The 21,080-nt window shown below is 59.2% G+C and carries 20 protein-coding genes; 11 read left to right on the top strand and 9 right to left on the bottom strand.

Annotated elements, in window-relative coordinates:
- Positions 1 to 49 precede the first annotated feature (49 nt).
- Positions 50 to 556, top strand: coding sequence for a GNAT family N-acetyltransferase (locus E3U47_RS13535; RefSeq protein ID WP_134691942.1), 507 nt, complete (start codon positions 50 to 52; stop codon positions 554 to 556).
- A 435-nt stretch (positions 557 to 991) separates the two neighbouring features.
- Here the strand turns inward: E3U47_RS13535 and pqqA are convergent, their stop codons facing one another.
- The 3 genes from pqqA to E3U47_RS13520 all read right to left on the bottom strand — a co-directional run bounded on the left by pqqA (position 992) and on the right by E3U47_RS13520 (position 5,227).
- Positions 992 to 1,063: a pyrroloquinoline quinone precursor peptide PqqA gene (gene pqqA, locus E3U47_RS13530; protein ID WP_081941331.1), complete on the bottom strand. Its 72-nt coding sequence runs from the start codon at positions 1,061 to 1,063 to the stop codon at positions 992 to 994.
- A gap of 76 nt (positions 1,064 to 1,139) precedes the next feature.
- Complete coding sequence (locus E3U47_RS13525) at positions 1,140 to 3,203, bottom strand: PQQ-binding-like beta-propeller repeat protein (RefSeq protein WP_134691941.1); 2,064 nt, start codon at positions 3,201 to 3,203, stop codon at positions 1,140 to 1,142.
- Between the two features lie 623 nt (positions 3,204 to 3,826).
- Positions 3,827 to 5,227: an MATE family efflux transporter gene (locus E3U47_RS13520; protein ID WP_134691940.1), complete on the bottom strand. Its 1,401-nt coding sequence runs from the start codon at positions 5,225 to 5,227 to the stop codon at positions 3,827 to 3,829.
- A gap of 745 nt (positions 5,228 to 5,972) precedes the next feature.
- Between E3U47_RS13520 and E3U47_RS13515 the strand changes: the two genes are divergently transcribed.
- A complete protein-coding gene (locus E3U47_RS13515; protein ID WP_134691939.1) occupies positions 5,973 to 6,593 on the top strand; it encodes an NUDIX hydrolase in 621 nt (206 codons plus the stop codon).
- A 146-nt stretch (positions 6,594 to 6,739) separates the two neighbouring features.
- On the opposite strand, the gene E3U47_RS13510 is transcribed toward E3U47_RS13515, so the two are convergent.
- Entirely contained in the window at positions 6,740 to 7,222 is a 483-nt protein-coding gene (locus tag E3U47_RS13510; protein ID WP_134691938.1) for an ATP-binding protein, read from the bottom strand.
- Between the two features lie 139 nt (positions 7,223 to 7,361).
- The gene (locus tag E3U47_RS13505; RefSeq protein WP_134691937.1) at positions 7,362 to 8,291 is read right to left on the bottom strand and encodes a LysR family transcriptional regulator; all 930 of its coding nucleotides are present in this window, start codon (positions 8,289 to 8,291) and stop codon (positions 7,362 to 7,364) included.
- Positions 8,292 to 8,454: 163 nt separating this feature from the next.
- Between E3U47_RS13505 and E3U47_RS13500 the strand changes: the two genes are divergently transcribed.
- From E3U47_RS13500 to E3U47_RS13470, 7 genes are all read left to right on the top strand, one after another.
- A complete protein-coding gene (locus E3U47_RS13500; RefSeq protein ID WP_134691936.1) occupies positions 8,455 to 9,126 on the top strand; it encodes an epoxyqueuosine reductase QueH in 672 nt (223 codons plus the stop codon).
- A 301-nt stretch (positions 9,127 to 9,427) separates the two neighbouring features.
- The gene (locus E3U47_RS13495) at positions 9,428 to 10,411 is read left to right on the top strand and encodes a DUF1852 domain-containing protein (protein ID WP_134691935.1); all 984 of its coding nucleotides are present in this window, start codon (positions 9,428 to 9,430) and stop codon (positions 10,409 to 10,411) included.
- 26 nt (positions 10,412 to 10,437) lie between these two features.
- On the top strand, positions 10,438 to 11,472 hold the full coding sequence (locus E3U47_RS13490; RefSeq protein WP_134691934.1) for a methionine synthase: 1,035 nt from the start codon (positions 10,438 to 10,440) through the stop codon (positions 11,470 to 11,472).
- Between the two features lie 80 nt (positions 11,473 to 11,552).
- Positions 11,553 to 12,062 (top strand): flavin reductase family protein, encoded by a 510-nt coding sequence (locus E3U47_RS13485; RefSeq protein WP_134691933.1) that lies wholly within the window; start codon positions 11,553 to 11,555, stop codon positions 12,060 to 12,062.
- A 237-nt stretch (positions 12,063 to 12,299) separates the two neighbouring features.
- The gene (locus E3U47_RS13480) at positions 12,300 to 13,373 is read left to right on the top strand and encodes an FAD-binding oxidoreductase (RefSeq protein WP_134691932.1); all 1,074 of its coding nucleotides are present in this window, start codon (positions 12,300 to 12,302) and stop codon (positions 13,371 to 13,373) included.
- A gap of 101 nt (positions 13,374 to 13,474) precedes the next feature.
- A complete protein-coding gene (locus tag E3U47_RS13475; RefSeq protein WP_134691931.1) occupies positions 13,475 to 14,035 on the top strand; it encodes a nucleotidyltransferase family protein in 561 nt (186 codons plus the stop codon).
- A gap of 159 nt (positions 14,036 to 14,194) precedes the next feature.
- Positions 14,195 to 14,467, top strand: a complete 273-nt coding sequence (locus E3U47_RS13470) for a lysozyme inhibitor LprI family protein (protein ID WP_134691930.1) — start codon at positions 14,195 to 14,197, stop codon at positions 14,465 to 14,467.
- 17 nt (positions 14,468 to 14,484) lie between these two features.
- On the opposite strand, the gene E3U47_RS13465 is transcribed toward E3U47_RS13470, so the two are convergent.
- The gene (locus E3U47_RS13465) at positions 14,485 to 15,510 is read right to left on the bottom strand and encodes an LLM class oxidoreductase (protein WP_134691929.1); all 1,026 of its coding nucleotides are present in this window, start codon (positions 15,508 to 15,510) and stop codon (positions 14,485 to 14,487) included.
- A gap of 19 nt (positions 15,511 to 15,529) precedes the next feature.
- Positions 15,530 to 16,165 carry a glutathione S-transferase family protein gene (locus tag E3U47_RS13460; protein ID WP_134691928.1) on the bottom strand — a complete coding sequence of 212 codons (636 nt, stop codon included), beginning with the start codon at positions 16,163 to 16,165 and terminating at the stop codon, positions 15,530 to 15,532.
- 122 nt (positions 16,166 to 16,287) lie between these two features.
- Between E3U47_RS13460 and E3U47_RS13455 the strand changes: the two genes are divergently transcribed.
- On the top strand, positions 16,288 to 17,211 hold the full coding sequence (locus E3U47_RS13455) for a LysR substrate-binding domain-containing protein (protein ID WP_134691927.1): 924 nt from the start codon (positions 16,288 to 16,290) through the stop codon (positions 17,209 to 17,211).
- A gap of 96 nt (positions 17,212 to 17,307) precedes the next feature.
- Here the strand turns inward: E3U47_RS13455 and E3U47_RS13450 are convergent, their stop codons facing one another.
- Together E3U47_RS13450 and E3U47_RS13445 are read right to left on the bottom strand one after the other, a co-directional pair.
- Complete coding sequence (locus E3U47_RS13450; RefSeq protein WP_134691926.1) at positions 17,308 to 19,161, bottom strand: ABC transporter ATP-binding protein; 1,854 nt, start codon at positions 19,159 to 19,161, stop codon at positions 17,308 to 17,310.
- A 70-nt stretch (positions 19,162 to 19,231) separates the two neighbouring features.
- Positions 19,232 to 19,693, bottom strand: coding sequence for an Lrp/AsnC family transcriptional regulator (locus E3U47_RS13445; protein WP_134691925.1), 462 nt, complete (start codon positions 19,691 to 19,693; stop codon positions 19,232 to 19,234).
- A gap of 126 nt (positions 19,694 to 19,819) precedes the next feature.
- On the opposite strand from E3U47_RS13445, the gene E3U47_RS13440 reads away from it, so the two are divergent.
- Entirely contained in the window at positions 19,820 to 21,055 is a 1,236-nt protein-coding gene (locus tag E3U47_RS13440) for a Zn-dependent hydrolase (protein WP_134691924.1), read from the top strand.
- The last annotated feature ends 25 nt before the right edge of the window (positions 21,056 to 21,080 follow it).

Here is a 21,080-nt window from a genome sequence, read left to right as displayed (position 1 = left end):
ACTGTACTCGGAATACGCGCAATATATCGCTCTAGAAAGGGAAACACCTGTGAACATAGAAATCCGCAACGAACACCTCGACGACATCGACACTATTACACGGCTGACCACGGCGGCATTCGAACACCAAGAGCACTCCAGCCACACCGAGCAATTTATCGTCAATGCGCTACGCCGCAGCCAGCAGCTCACCCTGTCCCTGGTGGCGCTGGAGAACGACCAGGTCGTCGGCCATGTGGCCATTTCTCCCGTTCGGGTTTCGTCTGGCGCAAGGGGCTGGTTCGGGCTCGGGCCGATCTCCGTGTGGCCAGATCGGCAGGGCCGAGGCATCGGCTCGGCCTTGGTGAAAGCCGCGTTGGCGCGGTTGCAACAGCTCGGTGGCGTTGGCTGCGTGGTACTGGGAGATCCTGACTATTATGGGCGCTTCGGTTTCAACACCCTCCCAGGTTTGCAACTGCCGGGGGTTCCCCAGGAATACTTCCAGGCCCGGCTATTTGCCGGTGAATCGCCAGTAGGCACGGTGCAGTATCACGAGGCGTTTGAGGCTGTCGAGTAAGCGGCTTGTCAGCGCAGGTGTGACAATGTCCACGGAGCCGATAATGACAGCCACGACCGCCCCCAGCTCTATCATAGATTCTGCCGTCAACGCCTATTTAGCCGAAATCTCATCTGCGCACTCGAATAGCCATCTGCTAGCGGTCAAGTTGGCCATGGCTTCAATTGGTTGAGTGAAGGTCCGCATTGGGTCGATAGCCGCCCTCCGTGGGCGACCGCTTTCGACCTAAAGCTGCCCGTGGTGAAGGGTAGCTATCCACCCATCGCTGCCCCTCCAAGCTGGTACTACACGGCCAAAAGCTGCCAGTCGTGGGTGATCGCTTTCGCTCCCATATTCTTAGCATGGCCCATCAGCTCGACGAACCTGGTCAGGTCCTTCGAAACCTAATCACCCCAGGCACTGGTTGCTGGCGGCACCCTGGTGCTGCCTTAGCACTCAACGATTGGCAAAGTACATCGTCACTTCAAAGCCAATGCGCAAGTCGGTAAAGCTGGGTTTGGTCCACATAGTGCGTGCTCTCTCGGTTGTTTGATTGATAAAAGGCAGCGCACGTCCTTGTCCGCCGCACAAACCTCGTGTTCGGTCAGTGAGTGCCAGCCAGCGGCTCCTTACCCTCATGAGCGTCCCAAGCCTGGTTGATCAGGTAGGCAAAAACGGCCTTGAGTTGATCATCGGTTAAATCCGCAAACGCTGGCATGCCGCCGCCAGCCTTGGAAAGTAGGCCTTGGCGCACAACGGCTTCGAAGAAGTCGTAGCTCGGTGGTGGCGCGTAGATGAGGTTGGGCACACGGCCACCGGCAGCATTGCCACGCAAACCATGGCACTCGATGCAGCCACTGCCCTCGAACAGCTTGCGACCAAGTGCTGTCAGTGCTTCTGGCTGCCGGGGGGTGAGCGGCGCAGACACCTTTTGCACTTGTGCGAACGGTGGGTAGTCCTTGACGCCGCCCAACTTGAACGCCAGTAACCGTGGTGTGGTCCTGGCCTTCGGCGCGGAAGCTGAGTCTGCGTTCAACGACCCAGTCGCGGCCGCGGTGCCGGTACCGGTACCGGTCGCCAGCAAAACGTATTGTTCACCGTCAAGCATTACGGTCGACGGCGCGGCACGCACCGCGCCACCGATCTCGTGACTCCACAGTGTCTTGCCAGTCGCCGCGTCCAGCACCTGCATGCGCCCGTCGCCGGTGCCTTGGAACACCAGGCCTCCAGCCGTATGCAGCAGGCCGCCGTTGGTAGGCATCGGCAAGCGCGACCGCCACTTCACACTGTTGTGACGTACATCCCAGGCAACGGTTTCGCCGTAGGTCTCGTACTGGCCATCGGCAGAGCGCTGAACAGGCTCGAACGACTGGCCGCCGAGCGCGGAATCGGGATCATCCTTGACCAGCGTCGGCTGAGACATGGCGGGAATGAACACCGTCTCGTCGTCCGGGTTGAAGGCCAGCGCTTCCCAGCCATGGGCACCCAGGCCATTGGGCAGTTGCATGTACTGCTTGGCGTCATTGAGCCAATACTGTCCCTCCCGCTTCATGATCGGACGACCATTGGCGTCCAATCCTGAAGCCCACTCCATCGGCATGTAGGCACCGCCGGAAATGAACTTGCCGGTCTGCGCATCCAGGGCGTAGGCGAAGCCACTCTTCGGCACGCTCAGCATCGCCCGTGTCGCCTGCCCGTTCACGGTGATATTGGCAACCATGATGCCGACGCTGGAGTCATAGTTCCAAGCATCCTGGGGGGTTTGCTTGAAATGCCATTTGTACTCGCCCGTGCTGGCATCCAGGGCCACGATGGAGTTGGTGAACAGCTCATCGCCTGCCTGTTCGCCACGCTTCGACGGATCGAACGGTGCCGGGCCCCCTACCCCTATGTAGAGCAGATTCAGCTGTGGGTCATAGGTCATGGCGTCCCAGGCGCTGCCACACCCGTGGGTCTTCGAGTACCAGTCTTTACCCCAGGTCTTGGCCGCATTCTCATACAGCGCCGATTGCGGCTTCGAGGGATCGTCAGGCACCGTGTAGAAACGCCAGCGATGAGCGCCGCTCTTGGCGTCGAAGGCATCGACATAGCCACGGGTCGTTCCGGTATCGAGGCAGGCATTGCCGGTGAATACCAAGCCGTTGCCCACCCGCGGCGCCGCGGTAATCGCGTACATGTCGGCGGAGTCGCACGATGTCGCTTCCCACACTTTCTTGCCCGTGCGCTGGTCGACCGCGATCAGACGGCAGTCACCCGAGGCGATGATGACATTGCTGCCACTCAGTGCCACTCCGCGATTGAATCGACGCCCCCAGTAGCCTGCAAACGATGAGCCCTGCTGCGCATTCTCATCTTTGAAATTCCAGATCAACTGACCTGTCTTTACATCGTTGGCAATGACCTGGCCGTTGGGTGCCCCTTGAAAAACAATACCGTCCTTGACCAGGGGGTTACCCACCAGACCGTCACTAACCGGGAGGTCCACCCACCAGGCCAGGCCCAGTGCACCGACGGTGTCCCTGTTGATGGCCTTCAGCGAAGAGGAATGCTGCATCTCGCTGGAGTTTCCAAGAAACTCCCAGTCCGTGTTGGATTTCTCAGCCGGCTGTTCATCCAGCCCGCAACCCGAAAGCGATGCTACCAGTGATGCAACGATTATTATTCTCATACCGACCCTCTACCAATTTCCAGCCCCAGGCCAGGGAGGTTGTTGGTTCATCCAACCCTCTCATCGGGGCGGCAGCCCCAGGATCATGGTCACTAGACTAGATCAATTGACCAACTCTTGACGATACATTTGATCAGCAATGCCACTAGCACGCTACAAGAATTTTTTATCACTTATAAATCAATTAGATATGCATGCAGGGAGTGCAGGACGGATTCAGAGGATTGCGGCCAGCCCGGTAAACCTAGAGCCCGTCGGCGCCGTCGCAAGTGCCGACACTTAGCCCTATTCGGGCAGGCAATGGCAGGCCGAGATTGCCGACGTTGGTCAGGCTGCAATCGTAGAGCCCGCCTGCCCTGATACTTAGAGCTGCCGGTGACTGGCGTATCACCATGGGCCACGACTTTCGGAGGGGGGGGGCGGATACCAACAACACAGAGCTAATGACTGTCCCCTATGGGTCGGTTAGCGGCTCTGGGCCGATATGACCGTCGCCGTACGAACCATAGAGGACGGTGAGCAGCGGTCGCTATCGACGCAAGGACGTTTGCCGAAGGCGTTTTCATAACCTGGGGTGACTCAGTGATCGCTATAACATGCGAAATGAATTACTTCCTTGAAGCTCACAAAGCGTTCTCGCTAGCTGAATCAGACTCCATGTGAAGACGGTTTTCGGCCCCCCGAATGGCTTTGGCGATTCGCCAGAAATAAATTAAGCCAATCAAAAGTTCGAACACCGAACCAATAACCCAGCAGGTTATTAGCGACGACGGGGCGTCACGATTGCTCATGGCGACGCAATAGATCAACGGAATGCTTATGCACCACATCAGCGTCAGGCGCACGACCAGTGAAAATCGGGCCATGCCAATACTCTCCAGGACGGCGGCCCCGGTCATCGAGAAGACAAAGGCGGCGGAGAATGTCCACAGCACGCGTTGTGTATCGATGGCCAGGGCCATGGTCTGCGCGTTTTGTCCCAGGTCACCAAACGCCCTGAGCAAGACTTGCGGCATAGTGATTTGAACAGTGGAAACCAGCAGGACGTAGAGCAGCTCGATGATCACCGTCACCCGCAGGATCATTGCCAACTCGGTGTAGCGCCCCTTGCCCACTGCAGTGGCACACAGAATGCTGCAACCAATGCCTAAACCGATGATCGGGATGATGCCCAGGTAATTGACCGTCAGGTTGACGTTGTTTGCCGCTAGTGCACTGGCGCCCAGTACCGCCACAATCCAGATGAACGCAGTGTTGCCAAGCTGATCCACTCCGGCGGATAGGCCACCGGGAACACCTCTACGCAACCGAAAAAACAGCTGCGGCACTAGGTGCTCGCTGCGGGCAATGAAGATGTTCAGCAACTCAAGCCAGATTTCTCGAGGCAGCATTACGGCATAGCATGCCAGCATGGATAGCGTGCCGATCAATGTACCGACAGCGGCCCCGGTCATGCCCATTTCGGGCAGCCCGAACTTGCCGAAGACCAGGCCGACAGTGAAGATCGAGTCGATTACTTGACCCATGATGCCCACTATAAGTGTTTCGCGGGTGCGACCGACACCGTTGAAAAACGAGGACAGCGCCGTGTCGATCGTCATTACGCCACCGAAGAGCGCCGCCCAGAGCATGTACCGCGACTCTAGGTTGACAATCTGCGCAGGTCGAGAGCTGAGCTGTGGGATCATCGCGATCAGCGGAGCGGCGATGAACAGCAGGACCCCACAGACCATACCAAGGAGCAACCCCAGTGCAGCTTCACGCGAAGCTGCACTGAGCCCTGATCGACCATGCGCCTGCGCAATAAAGGAACGTGACACCCCCACGGTGCTACAGAAAAACGCGATAATCGCCATGCTTGTGAATACCGCAGGGCCAGACGCGGCCAGCGTATCTTGTGAGTAGTGCGCCAGGCATAGTCTGTCGACCAGCATCATCAGTAAATTGCCGACCATCGTTCCCATCAACGGAAACGAGACAGTGAAGATTCTTTTCGCCACTCCTGAGTCAAACCAGTGCCGCATATTCACATTCCTTTGTTTAGCAGCTACCGCGAGGGAACTTAGTCAGCGCTACGCCAGTGTTAAATAATACCTGACAGATATACCCCGCCTATGGCTGATTTCCCACTAGAGCGGACTCGCTTATGGTGAATCTGCCAACTGATCGCTTTTCGCCGTTAAGGCAACTCCGAACAAGCCCGTCAGATCGAAAAAGCGCACTAAGGTCAGAAGAGTGCGAAACGTGTCAATAGTAGTTTTTTGCTCACCTGGATTGATCCGGGCCGGACGTGGGCCTCTCGGCCAGAGAGGCGATCATCCCAATTCCTCTGATCGATGCTCAGCCTGTCTCAACCTGCACCGTCCATCCGTGCGTATCGCGATCGCTGGGACAAGATGCCGGGCGGAGCCCTAAAAACGGTACATATACGTGATGAGCTCGGTCAATCTCAAGATTGCCTATTGGCGCTTACGACCCGGCCAGCCGGGACCTTCGACGTTGCAGAGGAGCGCTTCGATTTCCTCAGAAGGCTCGAAAAAATACTCATCTGCGGTCAGGAAAAATTGCTGAAACCATGACCGGAAATATTCCAGCTGCTGAACCATCGCTACGATCTCACTACGTCCAGAACGCTTTTCATTGACGACGTACAGAAAATGTCGAGGCAGCAGCCGGCGGGATGCGTACCACTCACTTTACTAATCCAGTCCAGTTGTGCAAGGATTTGAGCAAGCTCAATCTTTTGATTGCGATGCTGGGAGAGTAAGCATGGAAGCAACATGGTTGAACCAGATCAAGAGACTCCAGGCTCTGTCTGCAACCGGTCTGGCTTATAGTCGTGACCAATACGACCAAGAGCGATTTGAGCAAATCAACCTCATCACTGCTCAGATGCTTGCCCAGTTGAGCTCTACCCCTCTTGAGCGAATTATCGAACTGAGCCCCGACAGCAAGAGCTACCCAACACCCAAAGTCGACGTGCGCGCGGCAGTGATCAGGGATGATCAGATTCTCCTGGTTCAAGAAAGGGATAACGAATTATGGACTATGCCCGGCGGATTCGCTGAAGTAGGTCTTTCCGCTGCCGAAAATGTGGCCAAAGAAGTCCTCGAAGAAGCGTGTATCGCCGTCACCGCGGAGGCTTTGTACAGCGTGAGGCACAAGGCTAAGGGGCCGTTCAAGCCTGATATCCGAGACTTCTACAAACTCTACTTTCTTTGCGATCGCATCGATGATGCTGCACCTCAACCTGGTGCCGAGACGCTGGCAGTGAAATTTTTCAGTATCGATGCGCTTCCGGCGCTATGCACCGATCGCGTCGTGCTTGAAGACATTGAGCGTGCCTTTGAATTTCGCACTGGCGCGCATCAGCAAACCTGGTTCGATTAGCTTTGGACAACTCACAGCAATGTCCGCCATGGGTCGAAAGCTGCCGGCATTGAAGGGCTGCTACCGTCCCATGGAGGCCATCCGATGTGGGCCGTTAGCGGCCCAATGCCGCATTAGAGATAACTCAATCCCACAGGGGCTACTCGTTATCGGTGAATTTCAATCTGGAGCCCTTCATTCTCATGTGGCGCTCGAAAGTAGCTAGTGATCAGATCGAACTCCGCGTCAGTCGCCGCAAACTCATGCTCGCCATGGTGATTACGAATATGCAACCTGTCTCGACAGGTGTCATCGTCCACCTCGATATAGTGGACGCAATGTGAAACCTCGGCGGCGTCAGCCAGGCCGCGCAGCCATTGTCGATCTTGAGGAGTATTGGCAGGAAAATCCAAAACGACAGTCACTCCAGCCCGAAGAACATCAATGACGAGCGGGCCCAGCACCTCCCGAATCTGGTGCGCAAAACGCACATAGTCGGTGACTGACTTGATCTGTCCAGGGTATAGCCGTGAGAGCCAATGATCCTCAGTCAGCAGAACCGTCGATCCTTCAGTTGCCAAACTTTTGGCTAGCGTTGACTTACCGGATGCAATCTTTCCTGAGATGAGATGCAGCACTGGTTTGTGCATAGAGACGTCTCCTTGTCGAACCCCGATGATGCTCATTGAAAAGCGTCGAAGCAATCACCGAGCATTCAAACGTCCGCTTTGGATCGATTGTGGTCACTTGCGAGGACAGCTATCGACCCATAGCGGCATGGTTGACATTTCAGACCTTGCGTTCAGCGACTGCGTTAACTCCCTCTAATGTGGCAAACGATGTGTCCTTGGCGGTGAGCAAGAAGTCGCTCAGATAGGGCACTTCCAGCATGTCGGAGCGAATAGCTGCGAACAATGTGGCCTGTAGCCCTTTCTCTCCCAATCGTTTGGCCGTCACGTAGCCCCGGGAGCTGTACTCATGCACCGCCCAGTTGGGTAGGCAGCACACGCCACGCCCACTGGCCACAAGCTGCATCATCATCACCGTCAGTTCGCAGGTGCGTACTTGCGGCGGTTCAATGTCTGCCGGATCGAGGAATCGGGTGAAGATGTCCAGTCGATTTCGCTCGATCGGGTAGGTAATCAGTGTCTCGCCAGCGATGTCTGCAGGCTCAAGGTGCGGCTTTTCGCACAGCGCGTGGTGGTTATCGATGGCCAGTAATGCCTCGTAGCCGAAAAGCGGCACGTATGTGATTCCCGGTAGATCAACAGGATCGGAGGTCACGACCAGGTCCAGGTCTCCTCGCTCAAGCGCCGGTAGTGGTGCGAACGCAAACCCGGAGGCCAAGTCCAGTTCAACTTCCGGCCAGGCACCGCGGAATTCGTCCACAGAAGGCATCAACCATTGGTAGCAACTATGGCACTCAATGGCGATGTGCAGCCGGCCCGCGCTACCACTGGTGAGCTTACCCAAATCGCGTTCCGCCGAGCGAACCAGCGGCAGCACCTGCTCGGCCAGTTGAAGCAACTTGAGGCCGGCACTGGTAAAGCGCACCGGCTTCGTCTTGCGCACGAACAACGGCATGCCGATGCGATCTTCCAGCTCACGAAACTGGTGCGAAAGCGCCGACTGGGTCAGGCACAGTCGCTCGGCTGCTTCCTGCAGGCTTTCTGTTTCTCGCAGGGCATGGATAGTACGCAGGTGCCTTAAGTCGATCATGAGGAAAACTACATTTCAATGCAAAAAAAATGAGTTTGTCTCATGGGTCCTTGATCCCTGACAATCCCCCTCATTGAATTTTCTGTTTGAGGGCAGAGCACTTTGACACTGACACTCAACCTCGGCGTCACTCCGGTTTCGTCTCGCTGGGCGAGGTAAAGCTGTGAGCATTATCGATCGATCAAAACTCACCCTACCGGACGGCGCCAATCGCCTGCTTCTGCACTCTTGCTGCGCGCCGTGCTCCGGTGAGGTGATGGAGGCCATCACGGCTTCCGGCATTGACTACACGATTTTCTTTTACAACCCCAACATCCATCCTGAGCGTGAGTACCTGCTGCGCAAGGAAGAGAACATTCGCTTCGCCGAGCAGCACAATGTGCCGTTCGTCGATGCCGATTACGATACCGACAACTGGTTTGCGCGGGCCAAAGGCATGGAGCAAGCGCCAGAACGCGGGGAGCGCTGCACCATGTGCTTCGATATGCGTTTCGAGCGCACCGCCTTGTATGCCTACGAGCATGGGTTCTCGGTGTTCAGCAGCTCACTGGGTATTTCACGCTGGAAGGACATGCAGCAAATCAACGGCTGCGGTCTTCGTTCGGCCGCCAAGTATCCTGGTATCACTTATTGGGACTACAACTGGCGCAAGGGTGGTGGAGCTGCGCGCATGGTGGAGATCAGCAAGCGCGAGCGCTTCTATCAGCAGGAGTACTGTGGTTGTATCTACTCGCTGCGAGACTCCAACCATCACCGCAAAGCGCAAGGCCGGGACATCATTCGCATTGGCGTGAAGTACTACGGCGATGAAGAGGATGAACAAGGTAACGCCTGAGCTTCGTTCAAAAAGTCAGGAAAAGCCTGATTGGTCGAGATGGATTTGCCACCTGAGCAGCTACCGGAAATCACTCAGCAGGTCAAAAGCTCCCGCTACAGTATTGCCCGCAGCTATGGGCGTGTGACCATCGAAGGGCAGATGAGCAGAACTAAAGTTTTTTTGAAATCAATTCATTAGCCACCCCTCAACAGCCCCATCTAGAATGCCTCTCAATTAGAGACAGTGTCCAACCAATTAGCTGAGTAGCAAAGCTATACGGTGCACTGAAACCATTACGAGATCAGGGTGTCAGGTTAAAATGAGCAATGACTTTGCATTTGCCATTAAGAGCATTTGTTTCGATGAAAACTACCAGCCATCGAACAATACGCGCATAACCACCAACTTCGCCAACTTGGCGAGAGGGGCAAGTCGCCAGGAAAATCTGCGCAACACATTGAAGATGATTGATAATCGCTTCAATGCTCTGGCGCACTGGGACAACCCCAGCGCTGATCGGTACTCGGTAGGCCTTGAGATCATTTCTGTCGAAATGAACATTGCTGCCGAGCACAACGATCATGCTCTACCCTTGATTGAAATCTTGAAAACCACGGTCGTTGACCGTCAAACCAACGAACGCATTGCCGGAATGGTGGGGAACAACTTCTCATCGTATGTGCGGGATTATGACTTCAGCGTGCTATTGCTGGGACATAACAAGGACAAAGCTGAGTTCAGTACGCCCGCTAACTTCGGCGACCTCCACGGCAAGCTGTTCAAGTCTTTCGTCAGCTCGGATGCTTACAAGGAACACTTCGACAAGCCGCCTGTAATCTGCCTGAGTGTCTCCAGTGCCAAGACCTACCAGCGGATGGAGAACCAGCATCCGGTACTCGGTGTTGAATACCAGCAAAATGAATACTCCCTGACGGATGAGTATTTCAAGAAGATGGGCCTGAAGGTTCGTTACTTCATGCCGCCGAACAGTGTTGCCCCCCTGGCCTTCTACTTTGCCGGTGACTTGCTGGGTGACTACACCAATCTGGAACTGATCAGTACCATCAGCACGATGGACACTTTCCAGAAAATTTACCGCCCTGAAATCTACAATGCGAACTCCGCAGCTGGAAAGTCCTATCAGCCTAGCTTGCAACATCAGGATTATTCGCTGACGCGTATCTTTTATGATCGAGAAGAACGTGGCCGGCTCGCTATTGAGCAGGGAAAGTTTGCCGAAGAGCACTTCATCAAACCCTACCACGCCATTCTTGAGCAGTGGTCTGCCAGTTACGCCGCTTGAATCGCCCCTGTACAAGGTCTTTTATTGTGAAAAAATTGCTCCCCACGTCGACTGCCGGCAGCTTGCCTAAACCTTCCTGGCTCGCAGAACCTGAAAAACTTTGGTCACCGTGGAAATTGGAAGGTGATGAACTGATCGAAGGCAAGCACGACGCGCTGCGCTTGTCTTTGCAAGAGCAGCAGCACGCCGGTATCGACATCGTCAGCGATGGCGAGCAAACACGTCAGCATTTCGTCACGACCTTCATCGAACATCTCGATGGCGTGGATTTTGAAAAACGTGAAACCGTCAGGATTCGTGATCGCTACGATGCCAGCGTACCAACGGTGGTAGGCGCCGTTGCGCGTCGCAAGCCCGTCTTCGTCGAAGACGCCAAGTTCCTACGTCAGCAAACCTCGCAACCGATCAAATGGGCGCTGCCAGGCCCCATGACCATGATCGACACGTTGTATGACGCGCATTACAAGAGCCGCGAAAAGCTGGCTTGGGAATTCGCCAAGATCCTCAACCAGGAAGCTCACGAACTCGAAGCGGCCGGTGTCGACATCATCCAGTTCGACGAACCCGCCTTCAACGTCTTCTTCGACGAGGTTAACGAGTGGGGCGTCGCTACGCTGGAGCGAGCCATCGAAGGCCTCAAGTGCGAAACCGCCGTGCACATCTGCTACGGCTACGGCATCAAGGCTAATACCGATTGGAAAAAAACCTTGGGCTCGGAGTGGCGGCAATACGAAGAAGCCTTCCCTAAGCTGCAAAAATCGAGCATCGATATCGTCTCGTTGGAGTGCCACAACTCCCGCGTGCCGATGGACCTGATCGAGCTGATCCGTGGCAAGAAAGTGATGGTAGGCGCCATCGATGTGGCTAACCACGCTATCGAAACCCCTGAAGAAGTGGCCAATACCCTGCGCAACGCACTGCAGTTCGTGGACGCCGACAAGCTCTATCCATGCACCAACTGCGGTATGGCGCCCCTGCCGCGTCACGTGGCAAGAGGCAAGCTCAATGCGCTGAGTGCCGGCGCGGAAATTGTCCGTCAAGAGCTACTAAACAAGCGCTGAGCCTATGTCGAAGGTGGTCAGCGAATGCTCATCGGCCTTTCCCTGCACCTTCGAGCGGTAATCAATAGCCAGGACCCAATATGTCACTCCCCAGTACTGCTATCGAGCCGTTGAGCTTCCGCGAAGCGCTTGGGCACTACGCCTCCGGCATCACGGTGATTACAACGCACATTGATGACGAACCGATTGGTTTTACTTGCCAGTCGTTCTACAGCGTGTCAATGAGCCCGCCGCTGGTGTCATTCAGCGTAATGCGCAGCTCGGCAAGCTACCCTAGAATTCGCCAGGCTGGTCGGTTCGCGGTCAACATTCTGTCTGCTGAACAGGCCAAGATCTCCAACCAGTTCGCTCGGCGAGGCACGGACAAGTGGCACGGCGTGGAGTGGCAGCAATCACCTTTGGGTAATCCAGCCATTGCTGGCAGTTTGTACTGGCTCGATTGCGAAATTCACGCAGAGCACGAAGCGGGCGACCACCTGATCGTGATTGGTGAGGTGAAGGCGTTCAACCTGCAGAAGGCTGCAGATTCGCAGCCATTGCTGTACTTCAAGGGACAATACCGCAACCTCGCCGAGCTCATGGCAGTCTGAGCGTACCCCTTCGGTTGTCCTCATGCTTCGCCAGCCACGGCTGTTGCAATACCGGCTTTGACTGGGTAGGTCCTGAATAAAAAAGACGCCTGATGATGTGCTCGGCTCTGCGGCTAAGCCCTTAATTAGTAGAGAAAGGTACGGTCCCAGGCACCCGACAAGCAAAAAACCCAGCCCTCGGTTTATGGATACCTGCCGTTGTCGTACCCTCGGCCCATCGACAGCACGGAGGTTGATATGGCAACAGGTCAAGGCAAGCGGGTCGTTGTCATTGGTGCCGGCATCATCGGCGCATCACTGGCCTACCACCTGGCGCGCAAAGGCGCCAATGTCACAGTGCTCGAGGCTGACGGTATCGCGTCAGGCGTGACGAGCCGCTCGTTCGCCTGGATCAATACCGCTGCCCCCGAAACCGACCCCATCGCCCCGCTGCGCGGCGCGGCAATCGAGGCGTACCGGCAACTCGAGGCCGAGTTGCCGGGCTTGACGGTGCGATGGACTGGCGCCTTGTCCTACAGCACGATGTCCAGCGCGGCACCGACGCCTGCCAGTGATTCGTCCGCGGCTGACAGGGTCTGTCGAACGCAGATTGTCGGTCTTGAACCCAATCTCAAACACCCGCCCGAGTCTGCTTGCCATGCGCCAGCAGAAGGCGCGCTGGACCCCGTGGCCGCAGCGCATGCGCTGATCGCCGCGGCCCAGGCCCATGGGGCGAAAGTGTTCACGCAAACCCGCGTGCTCGGCCTTGTCATCGAGCAAGCACAGCTGAGCGCCGTTGCGACAGCCATGAGCATCATCGATGCCGATAGTGTCGTGATTGCAGCCGGGACCGGCATCACCCAACTGACCGACAGCCTGGCCATAACACTGCCAATCGCGGCGTCACCTGCCATTCTCATTCGCTACAAGACTCAACCCGACCTGGTGCGCAGCCTCATCTCCAGCCCTGTCATGGAAGTGCGGCACACCGCGGATGGGGCATTGCTGGCGGCAGAAGACTATCTGGACGACGCAGCGGACAACCAGCCGGCAGCGATTGCGCTACGAACGGCCAAGGCGATTCAACACGAGCTTCATGGGGTGGTTTCGATAGAACCAGAATGGGCGCGTGTCGGGCTCAGGCCCATGCCAGCGGATGGCGTGCCCATCATCGGTCATCTGCCCAACGTCGGCGGCGTCTATGTGTGCGCCGTGCACCCTGGCGTTACCTTGGCGGCGATCGTGGGGCGGCTTGCCAGCGAGGAGATCATCGATGGCAAGGCCTCCCCTGCCCTCGCGCCCTGTCGGCCAGATAGGTTCTGGAAACGCTAGTGGCACAGCGCAATCGAGCGAGCAGCCGTTGTTGCAGCGCCACTGGCCTCGACGGCATTCAGGTAAGCTCAGCCCTTTGCGACACCTCCAAGGACGGCCCCATGCATGCACTTACCGATGCGCACTTACTGCAGATCATTGCCCGCAACCCAATCAACCAAGCACTGTTGCAGATCCTGCCGACACTGGGTATCCCGCACGCCATGCTGACAGCAGGCGCTTTGTTCCAGGCGTTCTGGAATCACCGCTCGGGCCGAGCCGTCGACTGGGGCGTCAAGGACTATGACATCGCCTACTTCGACGCTGACCTGTCCTGGGCGGCGGAGAACCAGGTCATATCCCGGGTGCAGCAGGCATGCGCGCATTTAGCCGTCAACGTGGAAGTCCGCAACCAGGCACGCGTGCATCTGTGGTACGCAGAAAAATTCGGCGGTACCTATTCACCGCTGAAAAAGGTCACGGACGGCATTGACCGCTATCTGATTCGATCGACCTGCCTAGGCGTTGATATTGATACAGGCAAGCTCTACAGCACCCATGGCCTGGACGACCTGCAGAACGACGTACTGAGGATGAACGTGTTGAATCCAAGACCCGATTTGTTCAGGGCAAAAGCGGCCAGTTACCAGGCGCGTTGGCCATGGCTTCAGGTGCTTGAATGACCGACCACGCCGGGCCATCTGACGCTGCTGATCCCAGCGTTCGCCCCGCCACTGCGGGGCCCATTATTTTCCCTCGCAACTGCAAACTAGCCTTCGAGCCGCAAGCCTCTGGACAGGCCCCTACCGTTGCCGGTATTCCAACACAAGGATGTGATCGCCATGAATATCCGCAACCTGTTGCTCGACGTACTGATCTTTCCTGCGAGCCCGAGGCATTCGCCAGCTTGCCCGCGAAGCCCTGTGATAGCATCACCTGTGCCCCCGCAGGGGCTGGAGGCCGCGCAGAAGGCCTGGCTGCAATACCGCGAGGCCTGGTGCGACAGCCAGGGCCTGGCCATCGGCACGCCGATGTACAGCACCTGCCGCATGGAGCTGAACGCAGCCCGGGTCGGCGAGCTGAATGACTTCTATCGGCAGATCCAGCCCAACTGAAGTGCCCGCCACCCGGCCTACCAGGCCTGGGCATGAGGTGCCGGGCCGGGCAGCGCGGGAAACAGCGGCAGCACCTCCTCGGCCAGCTCCTGGATGATTTCCAGCGCCGGGCGCTGCGCCATCTGCATGCCCAGTGCCGCATGATTGACCCCGGCATCACGCCACTCATGCAGCAGATCGATCAAACCGTTGCGACCGGTGCGTAACACATAGCCACCCTGTTGCGCGGTACGCGGGAAGTTTGGGTCTTCGTCCAGATCGATCCACTCATTGGTGACATGCGGGCGAAAGCCCCCGCCTGGAATGAGCGCGCGCCAGGCACTTATTTTCTCGGCCAGACGGCGAGGCCCCAGGATGTTGTGGGTGGCTTGCGGGTAGGTGATCCAGCCATCGGCATGTTCGCCGAGCCACTGCAAGGACTGGCGCGACGAGCCGGTTACCAGCAACGGTATGCGCCCCGTGGCGGGCTTGGGGAGGAGCCGCGCGCCATCGATCTGCCCCAGCGCTGAATGGATCGGCGCAGGATGGCCGTCCAACAGCCGGCGGAAATAGTCCACGCTCTGCGCGAAGCGCTCCCCGCGACTGTCATGGGCCAGGCCGTAGGCCGGGAACTCCACCGGGCGGTCGCCCGAGGCGATGCCCAGCACCAGGCGTCCGCCCGACAGGCAATCCAGGCTGGCAGCGGACTTGGCCAGGTCGATGGGGTGGCGCAGGGTGAAGATCGTGCTCCCGGTCGCGAGGCTGATGTGGCGAGTGTGGGCCGCCAGATAGCCCAGGTAGGTGAACGGATCGAACACCTGGCCGGCATCGCCGAATGCCGGGTCGTACAACGGCACGTCGCGTACCCAGGTGGCAGCGAAACCCAGGCGGTCGATCTCGCCGACCAACTGCGCCTGGTCGCGGAGCACGCCCATGTCGCCGGCATAGAAACGCAGCGGCAGGAAAATGCCAAGGGTCAGCTGACCAGGGGCGAACATGCGACGGTAACCGGGATGCAGGGCGAACGCATCGGCGCTGGCGCCTTTGTTGCTGATGAGGTTCATGGGCATTCCTTGCTCAGGTTCAGGGGCCGGTGGCTGGGGCGGGAAGGCGGATGCCGCGTTGCACGGCAGGGCGCATTTGGACTTGTCGATACCAGCGAGTCAGGTGGCGGTGAGCAGTGAAATCGAAGCCCACGAGCTCGGCGATGTGCAGCCAGGCAAAGTGGGCGATGTCGGCAATCGAATAGGCTTCGCCTGCCAGCCACAAATGGCTGGCCAGGTGCTGGTCGAGCACGGCGAAGGCGTCTTCGCTGAGGCTGCGGTAGCGCTTTTGCGCCGCCGGGTTTGCGATGGCCTCGAAGCACTCGAAGTGCACGCGCTGCCCGAGCACCGGCCCCACGCTGGCGCTGTGGTACATGAGCCAGGTGATCGTCGCCCAGCGCGGTTGAGCCGCCTGCTCCAGCAGTTGGCCACTGCGCTGCGCCAGGTACAAGAGGATCGCGGCTGACTCGAACAGCACCACTCCGGCGCTGTGGTCCACCAGCACCGGGATGCGGCCTGCGGGGTTGAGTGCCAGGAAATTGGCCTGGCGATGTTCGCCCCGGTCGATGTTCACGTGAACCAGCCGATAACGCAGGCCGAGCTCTTCGAGGGCAATGGTGATCTTGAAACCGTTGGGGGAACTGTCGCTGTAAAGCACAAGCGCAGGTTCTTGCATGCTGTTCACCTCAGTAAAACTGATTTGATTTCTGTGGTTCATCGCTATGCTATGCACACTGTATCGTGCTTACTAACGATCATCGCTTTTCTTCAAATTAGTTTTTCTAAGGTTGGGATTTCATGGGTGCAGTCTTGCCGTTACTCGCGTTGCGTGCCTTCTGCGAAACCACTCGCCTGGGCAGCCTGAAGGCTGCCGCCGAACGCATGGGGGTCAGCCCAGGTGCCATCAGTCAACAGATCCGCCTGCTGGAGCAGCGCCTGGGGGTCGTTCTGCTGAGCCGAAGCCGTTATGGCGTGCAGCTCACCGAGGCTGGCGCGAGCCTCTATCCGGGGCTGTCACGCGGCTTCGGCCAGATCGAAAGCGCCCTGCTCGACCTGGAACGGCTAACCCGAACTTCTACCTTGACGATCAGCACCCAGCCATCGTTCGCCTCCAGCTGGCTGGTGCCACGCCTGGCCGATTTCAATGCGCGGCATCCGCAGATCGACATCCACGTGCAGTCCACGGCCGCGCTGGCCGACCTGCACCGTGACCCTGTCGATATCGCGCTGCGCCACGGCCTGGGCGATTACCCGGGGCTGGCGTCGATACCCCTGTTGGCGTCCGTGCTGCTACCGGTAGCCAGCCCTGGCCTGCTTGCCGGCGGGCCGGCGCTGGACGAACCACAGGACTGCCTGCGTTATCCCCTGCTGCAGGAGGCCGAGCGTGCCGACTGGACACTGTGGCTGCAGGCCCATGGTGTCGAGCCCGACAGCCGTAGCCGCCGAGGGCCGAGTTTTGACGAAGACCTGCTATTGCTGCGCGCGGCCGCCAGTGGCCAGGGTATCGCCCTGGTGCAGGCACAGCTCGCCGCCGAGGACCTGCGCAGTGGCCGGTTGGTCGTCGCGCTGGAGCGCCCCTGGCCATCACGCTTCGCTTATTACCTGGTGACCCGCGAGGAGCACCTGCAACGTGCGCCGGTGCGAGCGTTCATTGAGTGGATTCAAGCGCAGCTTGCGCTCGAGCCGTCCTCATGTGTACCTGCTTTGGAAACGTCTGTTTGACAAGGCGTCCGCCACGACAGATACGGCGTCCAAGGTTGATTTGCCGGGGCTGCTTTGCGAGCCTTTCGCGGCACGCGGCCGCTTCTGCAAAAACGGCTATTCCACGGCCTCCTCCACACCTCGGTCCTCGCCCAGGAAACCACCGCTCTGGTGCTGCCACAACCGCGCATAGGCGCCATTTCGGGCCAGCAACTGGGCATGGGTGCCCTGCTCTATGATGCGCCCTTCGTCCATCACTATCAGACGGTCCATGGCGGCGATGGTCGACAGCCGGTGGGCGATGGCGATCACCGTCTTGCCCCTCATCATTTCATCCAGGCTTTCCTGGATCGCCACCTCGACTTCCGAGTCCAGCGCGCTGGTGGCTTCGTCGAGCAGCAGGATCGGCGCGTTCTTGAGCATCACCCGGGCAATGGCGATGCGCTGGCGCTGGCCGCCGGACAGCTTGATGCCGCGTTCGCCCACCAGGGTGTCGTAGCCGCTGTGCCCCTGGCGGTCGCTCAGTTGCCCGATGAACCCATCGGCCTGGGCGCTGGCGGCGGCGCGGCGGATCTGCGCCTCGCTCGCATCGGGGCGACCATAGGCGATATTGTCGCGGATCGAGCGATGCAGCAACGAGGTGTCCTGGGTGACCATGCCGATGGCGCCGCGCAGGCTGTCCTGGGTGACGTGGGCAATGTCCTGGCCGTCGATGCGAATCTGGCCGCTGTCGACATCATAGAAGCGTAGCAGCAGGTTGATCAGCGTCGACTTGCCGGCACCGGAGCGGCCCACCAGGCCAATCTTCTCGCCCGGGCGGATCGTCAGGCTCAGGCCGTCGAGCACCTGGCGCTCGCCGTTGTAGTTGAAGCGCACGTTGTCGAAGGTCACCGCCCCGCCCCGTGGCTCCAGCGCCTTGGCATCCGCTGCGTCCAGTACCTTGGGCGTGCGGGTCAGGGTCGCCATGCCGTCCTGCACGGTGCCGATGCTCTCGAACAACGACGTCATCTGCCACATGATCCAATGCGACATGCCATTGATGCGCAGGGCCATGGCGGTGATCGCCGCCACCGCGCCGGCGCCGACCTCGCCCTGGTGCCACAGCCACAGCGCATAACCACCGGCGCCGAGGATCAGGCCGACCACCAGCGCCTGGTTGACGATCTCGAACTGGCTGACCAGGCGCATCTGGCGAAAACCGGTGAGCTTGAAGTCTTCCATGGCTGCGCGGGCGAAGTGCGCCTCGCGCTTGCCGTGGCTGAACAGCTTGACCGTGGTGATGTTGGTGTAGGCATCCGAGACCCGCCCGGTCATCGACGAGCGCGCGTGGGCCTGCTCCTGGCCGACCTGCCCCAGGCGCGGCACGAAATACAGCATGGCCAGGCCGAACAGGCCGATCCAGGCCAGGAACGGCAGCATCAACTTGAGGGCGAAGCCGCCGGCCAGGGCGATGATCGCCACGAAATACACACCGATGCCCGGCAGGATCTCGATCAGGGTGAACAGCACCTCGCGCACCGCCAGCGCGGTCTGCATCACCTTGGTGGTGACCCGCCCGGAAAACTCGTCGGAGAAGAACGACAGGCTCTGGCGCAGCATCAGGCGGTGGAAGTCCCAGCGCAGGCGCAATGGCAGGTTGATCGCCAACACCTGGTGCTGCACCGCCGTGCGCGCCGCCACCAGGCCGACACTGGCCACCAGCACCACCCCGGCGCCCCACAACACGCGGGTTTCCTCGGCGCTCACGGCGCTGCCGGCCTGCCAGCTGGCAAGCAGGTCCACTACCTGGCCGAGGAAGGCGAACAGCCAGGCCTCGTAAAGCGACACCGCAGCGCTGAGCACGGCGAAGGCGAGGATATAACCGCGCGCCCCGCGGGTGCAGGCCCACATGAACCGAGCCAGGCCCATGGGCGGTGGCGGAGCCTCGTCGGGGGGGAAAGGGTCGAGCCAGCGTTCAAATACACGCAGCATGGGGGTCTCCGGATCAGTCAGACCAAGCGATTGTGACAGTTAACGGCCACCATTGGTTGCAGCGGCCAGGTTACAGCGCAGGCACCACCACCCCGCTCTTCACGTTGCTCATCGACACCAGGGTCTTGAAGCGCTTGACGTTGTTGCTCTCGAAGAACAGTGCGCGGGTCAGCTGCGTGTACTGCGCCATGTCCCGCACCAGCATGATCAGCACGAAGTCGCACTCTCCAGCCACGTAGTAGCACTGCTGCACCTGTGGGCAGGCAAGGAAGGTGCGCTTCATGGCATCGAGCAAATCGAGGCGTTCGTTCTCCACCTCCACCTCGGTGATCACCGTCAGGGTGTAGCCCAGGGCCACTGGGTCGACCTGGGCCACGGTGCGTTGGATCACGCCGTCGCGGGTGAGTTTCTTCAACCGTCGATTGACTGCAGCGCACGACAGGTTGACCTGCACGCCGAGGTCGATCTGCGAGGTGCTGGCATCGCGCTGCACGGCGTCGAGCAAGGCGCGGTCGAACGAATCGAGTGTCACGGTGGGGTCTCGAGAGCCAAGAGGGTGCGCAATAAGATTACGTTTTTCAGATGAAAATCAAGATTTCAATTCGTCATCAGCAAATACCATTACCCTCCATCGCCCCACGATCCCCCGGAGAATCCCATGAACCTGCTGCAACTCAATGGCCCGCTGCTGCTGGAGCAGATCCACGCCCTGGGTGCGATCGGCGTCGATGCGGTCCACGGCGGCCGCACCCGGATTGCCCTGACCGACGCGGAGAAGGCGGGGCGCGACCAGTTGGTGGCATGGATGCGCGCGCTGGACCTGGATATCGCCATCGACCGCATCGGCAACATCTTCGGCACCCTGCCCGGTGCCAGCGACGACGCACCCTTGATGATCGGCTCGCATATCGACAGCGTCACCAATGCCGGCGCCCTGGATGGTTGCTACGGCGTGCTGGCCGGCCTAGCGGTGCAACGCGCCTATCGCGACGCACAGATACAACCATTGCGCCCAATCACCGTGGCGGCTTTCACCAATGAGGAAGGTGTGCGCTACCAACCGGACATGCTGGGTTCGCTGGTGCATGCCGGCGGCCTCGACATCGAGACAGCGCTGAACACCATCGGTACCGACGGCACCCGTCTGGGCGACGAGCTGCGGCGCATCGGTTATGCCGGCGACCTGGTGCCAGGCAGCATCGTGCCCCACGAATACCTGGAGCTGCACATCGAGCAAGGCCCGATCCTCGAAGCCGAGAACACGCTGATTGGCGTGGTGGAGAACCTACAAGGGATTTCCTGGCAGCAGGTAACGGTCACCGGCCATGCCAACCACGCCGGCACCACCCCCACTCATCTGCGCCACGACGCCGGCTATGTCGCCTGTGCGGTGGTCAGCGAGCTACGTCGCTATGCCCAGGCCAGCGACAGCACCCTGGCAACGACAGGCTGCATGACCTTCGCCCCCAATGTGATCAATGTAATTGCGCGCCAGGCGCGTTTCACCATCGACCTACGCGACCCCGACGAGCACAAGCTGCAAAGGGCCGAGGCGCACCTGGCACAGTACCTCGCGCAACTGGCCAACGATGAAGGCGTGAGTATCCAGACCGAGCCGCTGGTGCGCTTCCAACCCGTGACCTTCGACGCCGCGCTGACCGACGCGATCGCAGCCAGTGCCATACGCCTGGGCCTCAGCCACCGACGGATGACCTCCGGCGCCGGCCACGATGCACAGATGATCGCGCGCATTGCACCGGCGGCGATGATCTTCGTGCCCAGCCGCGCAGGCATCAGCCACAACCCTCGCGAGCACACCGACGACGCGCAGTTGCTTGACGGCGCACGGGTGCTGCTGGACGTCGTCGCTCGACGCCTGGACGGCAGCCGCTGACACCCCTGCCGCCGAATTCGTATTG

The sequence above is a fragment of the Pseudomonas sp. RIT623 genome, from assembly GCF_004519305.1.
In the GTDB taxonomy this organism is placed as follows: Bacteria; Pseudomonadota; Gammaproteobacteria; order Pseudomonadales; family Pseudomonadaceae; genus Aquipseudomonas.
This window is presented reverse-complemented; position numbering and strand designations above follow the sequence as displayed.

What these genes read in the sequence shown, in the direction of transcription:
- E3U47_RS13525 (WP_134691941.1), bottom strand. Translation starts at nt 3,203, where the DNA reads ATGAGAATAATAATCGTTGCATCACTGGTAGCATCGCTTTCGGGTTGC.
- E3U47_RS13520 (WP_134691940.1), bottom strand. Translation starts at nt 5,227, where the DNA reads ATGCGGCACTGGTTTGACTCAGGAGTGGCGAAAAGAATCTTCACTGTC.
- E3U47_RS13515 (WP_134691939.1), top strand. Translation starts at nt 5,973, where the DNA reads ATGGAAGCAACATGGTTGAACCAGATCAAGAGACTCCAGGCTCTGTCT.
- E3U47_RS13510 (WP_134691938.1), bottom strand. Translation starts at nt 7,222, where the DNA reads ATGCACAAACCAGTGCTGCATCTCATCTCAGGAAAGATTGCATCCGGT.
- E3U47_RS13505 (WP_134691937.1), bottom strand. Translation starts at nt 8,291, where the DNA reads ATGATCGACTTAAGGCACCTGCGTACTATCCATGCCCTGCGAGAAACA.
- E3U47_RS13495 (WP_134691935.1), top strand. Translation starts at nt 9,428, where the DNA reads ATGAGCAATGACTTTGCATTTGCCATTAAGAGCATTTGTTTCGATGAA.
- E3U47_RS13485 (WP_134691933.1), top strand. Translation starts at nt 11,553, where the DNA reads ATGTCACTCCCCAGTACTGCTATCGAGCCGTTGAGCTTCCGCGAAGCG.
- E3U47_RS13480 (WP_134691932.1), top strand. Translation starts at nt 12,300, where the DNA reads ATGGCAACAGGTCAAGGCAAGCGGGTCGTTGTCATTGGTGCCGGCATC.
- E3U47_RS13475 (WP_134691931.1), top strand. Translation starts at nt 13,475, where the DNA reads ATGCATGCACTTACCGATGCGCACTTACTGCAGATCATTGCCCGCAAC.
- E3U47_RS13470 (WP_134691930.1), top strand. Translation starts at nt 14,195, where the DNA reads ATGAATATCCGCAACCTGTTGCTCGACGTACTGATCTTTCCTGCGAGC.
- E3U47_RS13465 (WP_134691929.1), bottom strand. Translation starts at nt 15,510, where the DNA reads ATGAACCTCATCAGCAACAAAGGCGCCAGCGCCGATGCGTTCGCCCTG.
- E3U47_RS13460 (WP_134691928.1), bottom strand. Translation starts at nt 16,165, where the DNA reads ATGCAAGAACCTGCGCTTGTGCTTTACAGCGACAGTTCCCCCAACGGT.
- E3U47_RS13455 (WP_134691927.1), top strand. Translation starts at nt 16,288, where the DNA reads ATGGGTGCAGTCTTGCCGTTACTCGCGTTGCGTGCCTTCTGCGAAACC.
- E3U47_RS13450 (WP_134691926.1), bottom strand. Translation starts at nt 19,161, where the DNA reads ATGCTGCGTGTATTTGAACGCTGGCTCGACCCTTTCCCCCCCGACGAG.
- E3U47_RS13440 (WP_134691924.1), top strand. Translation starts at nt 19,820, where the DNA reads ATGAACCTGCTGCAACTCAATGGCCCGCTGCTGCTGGAGCAGATCCAC.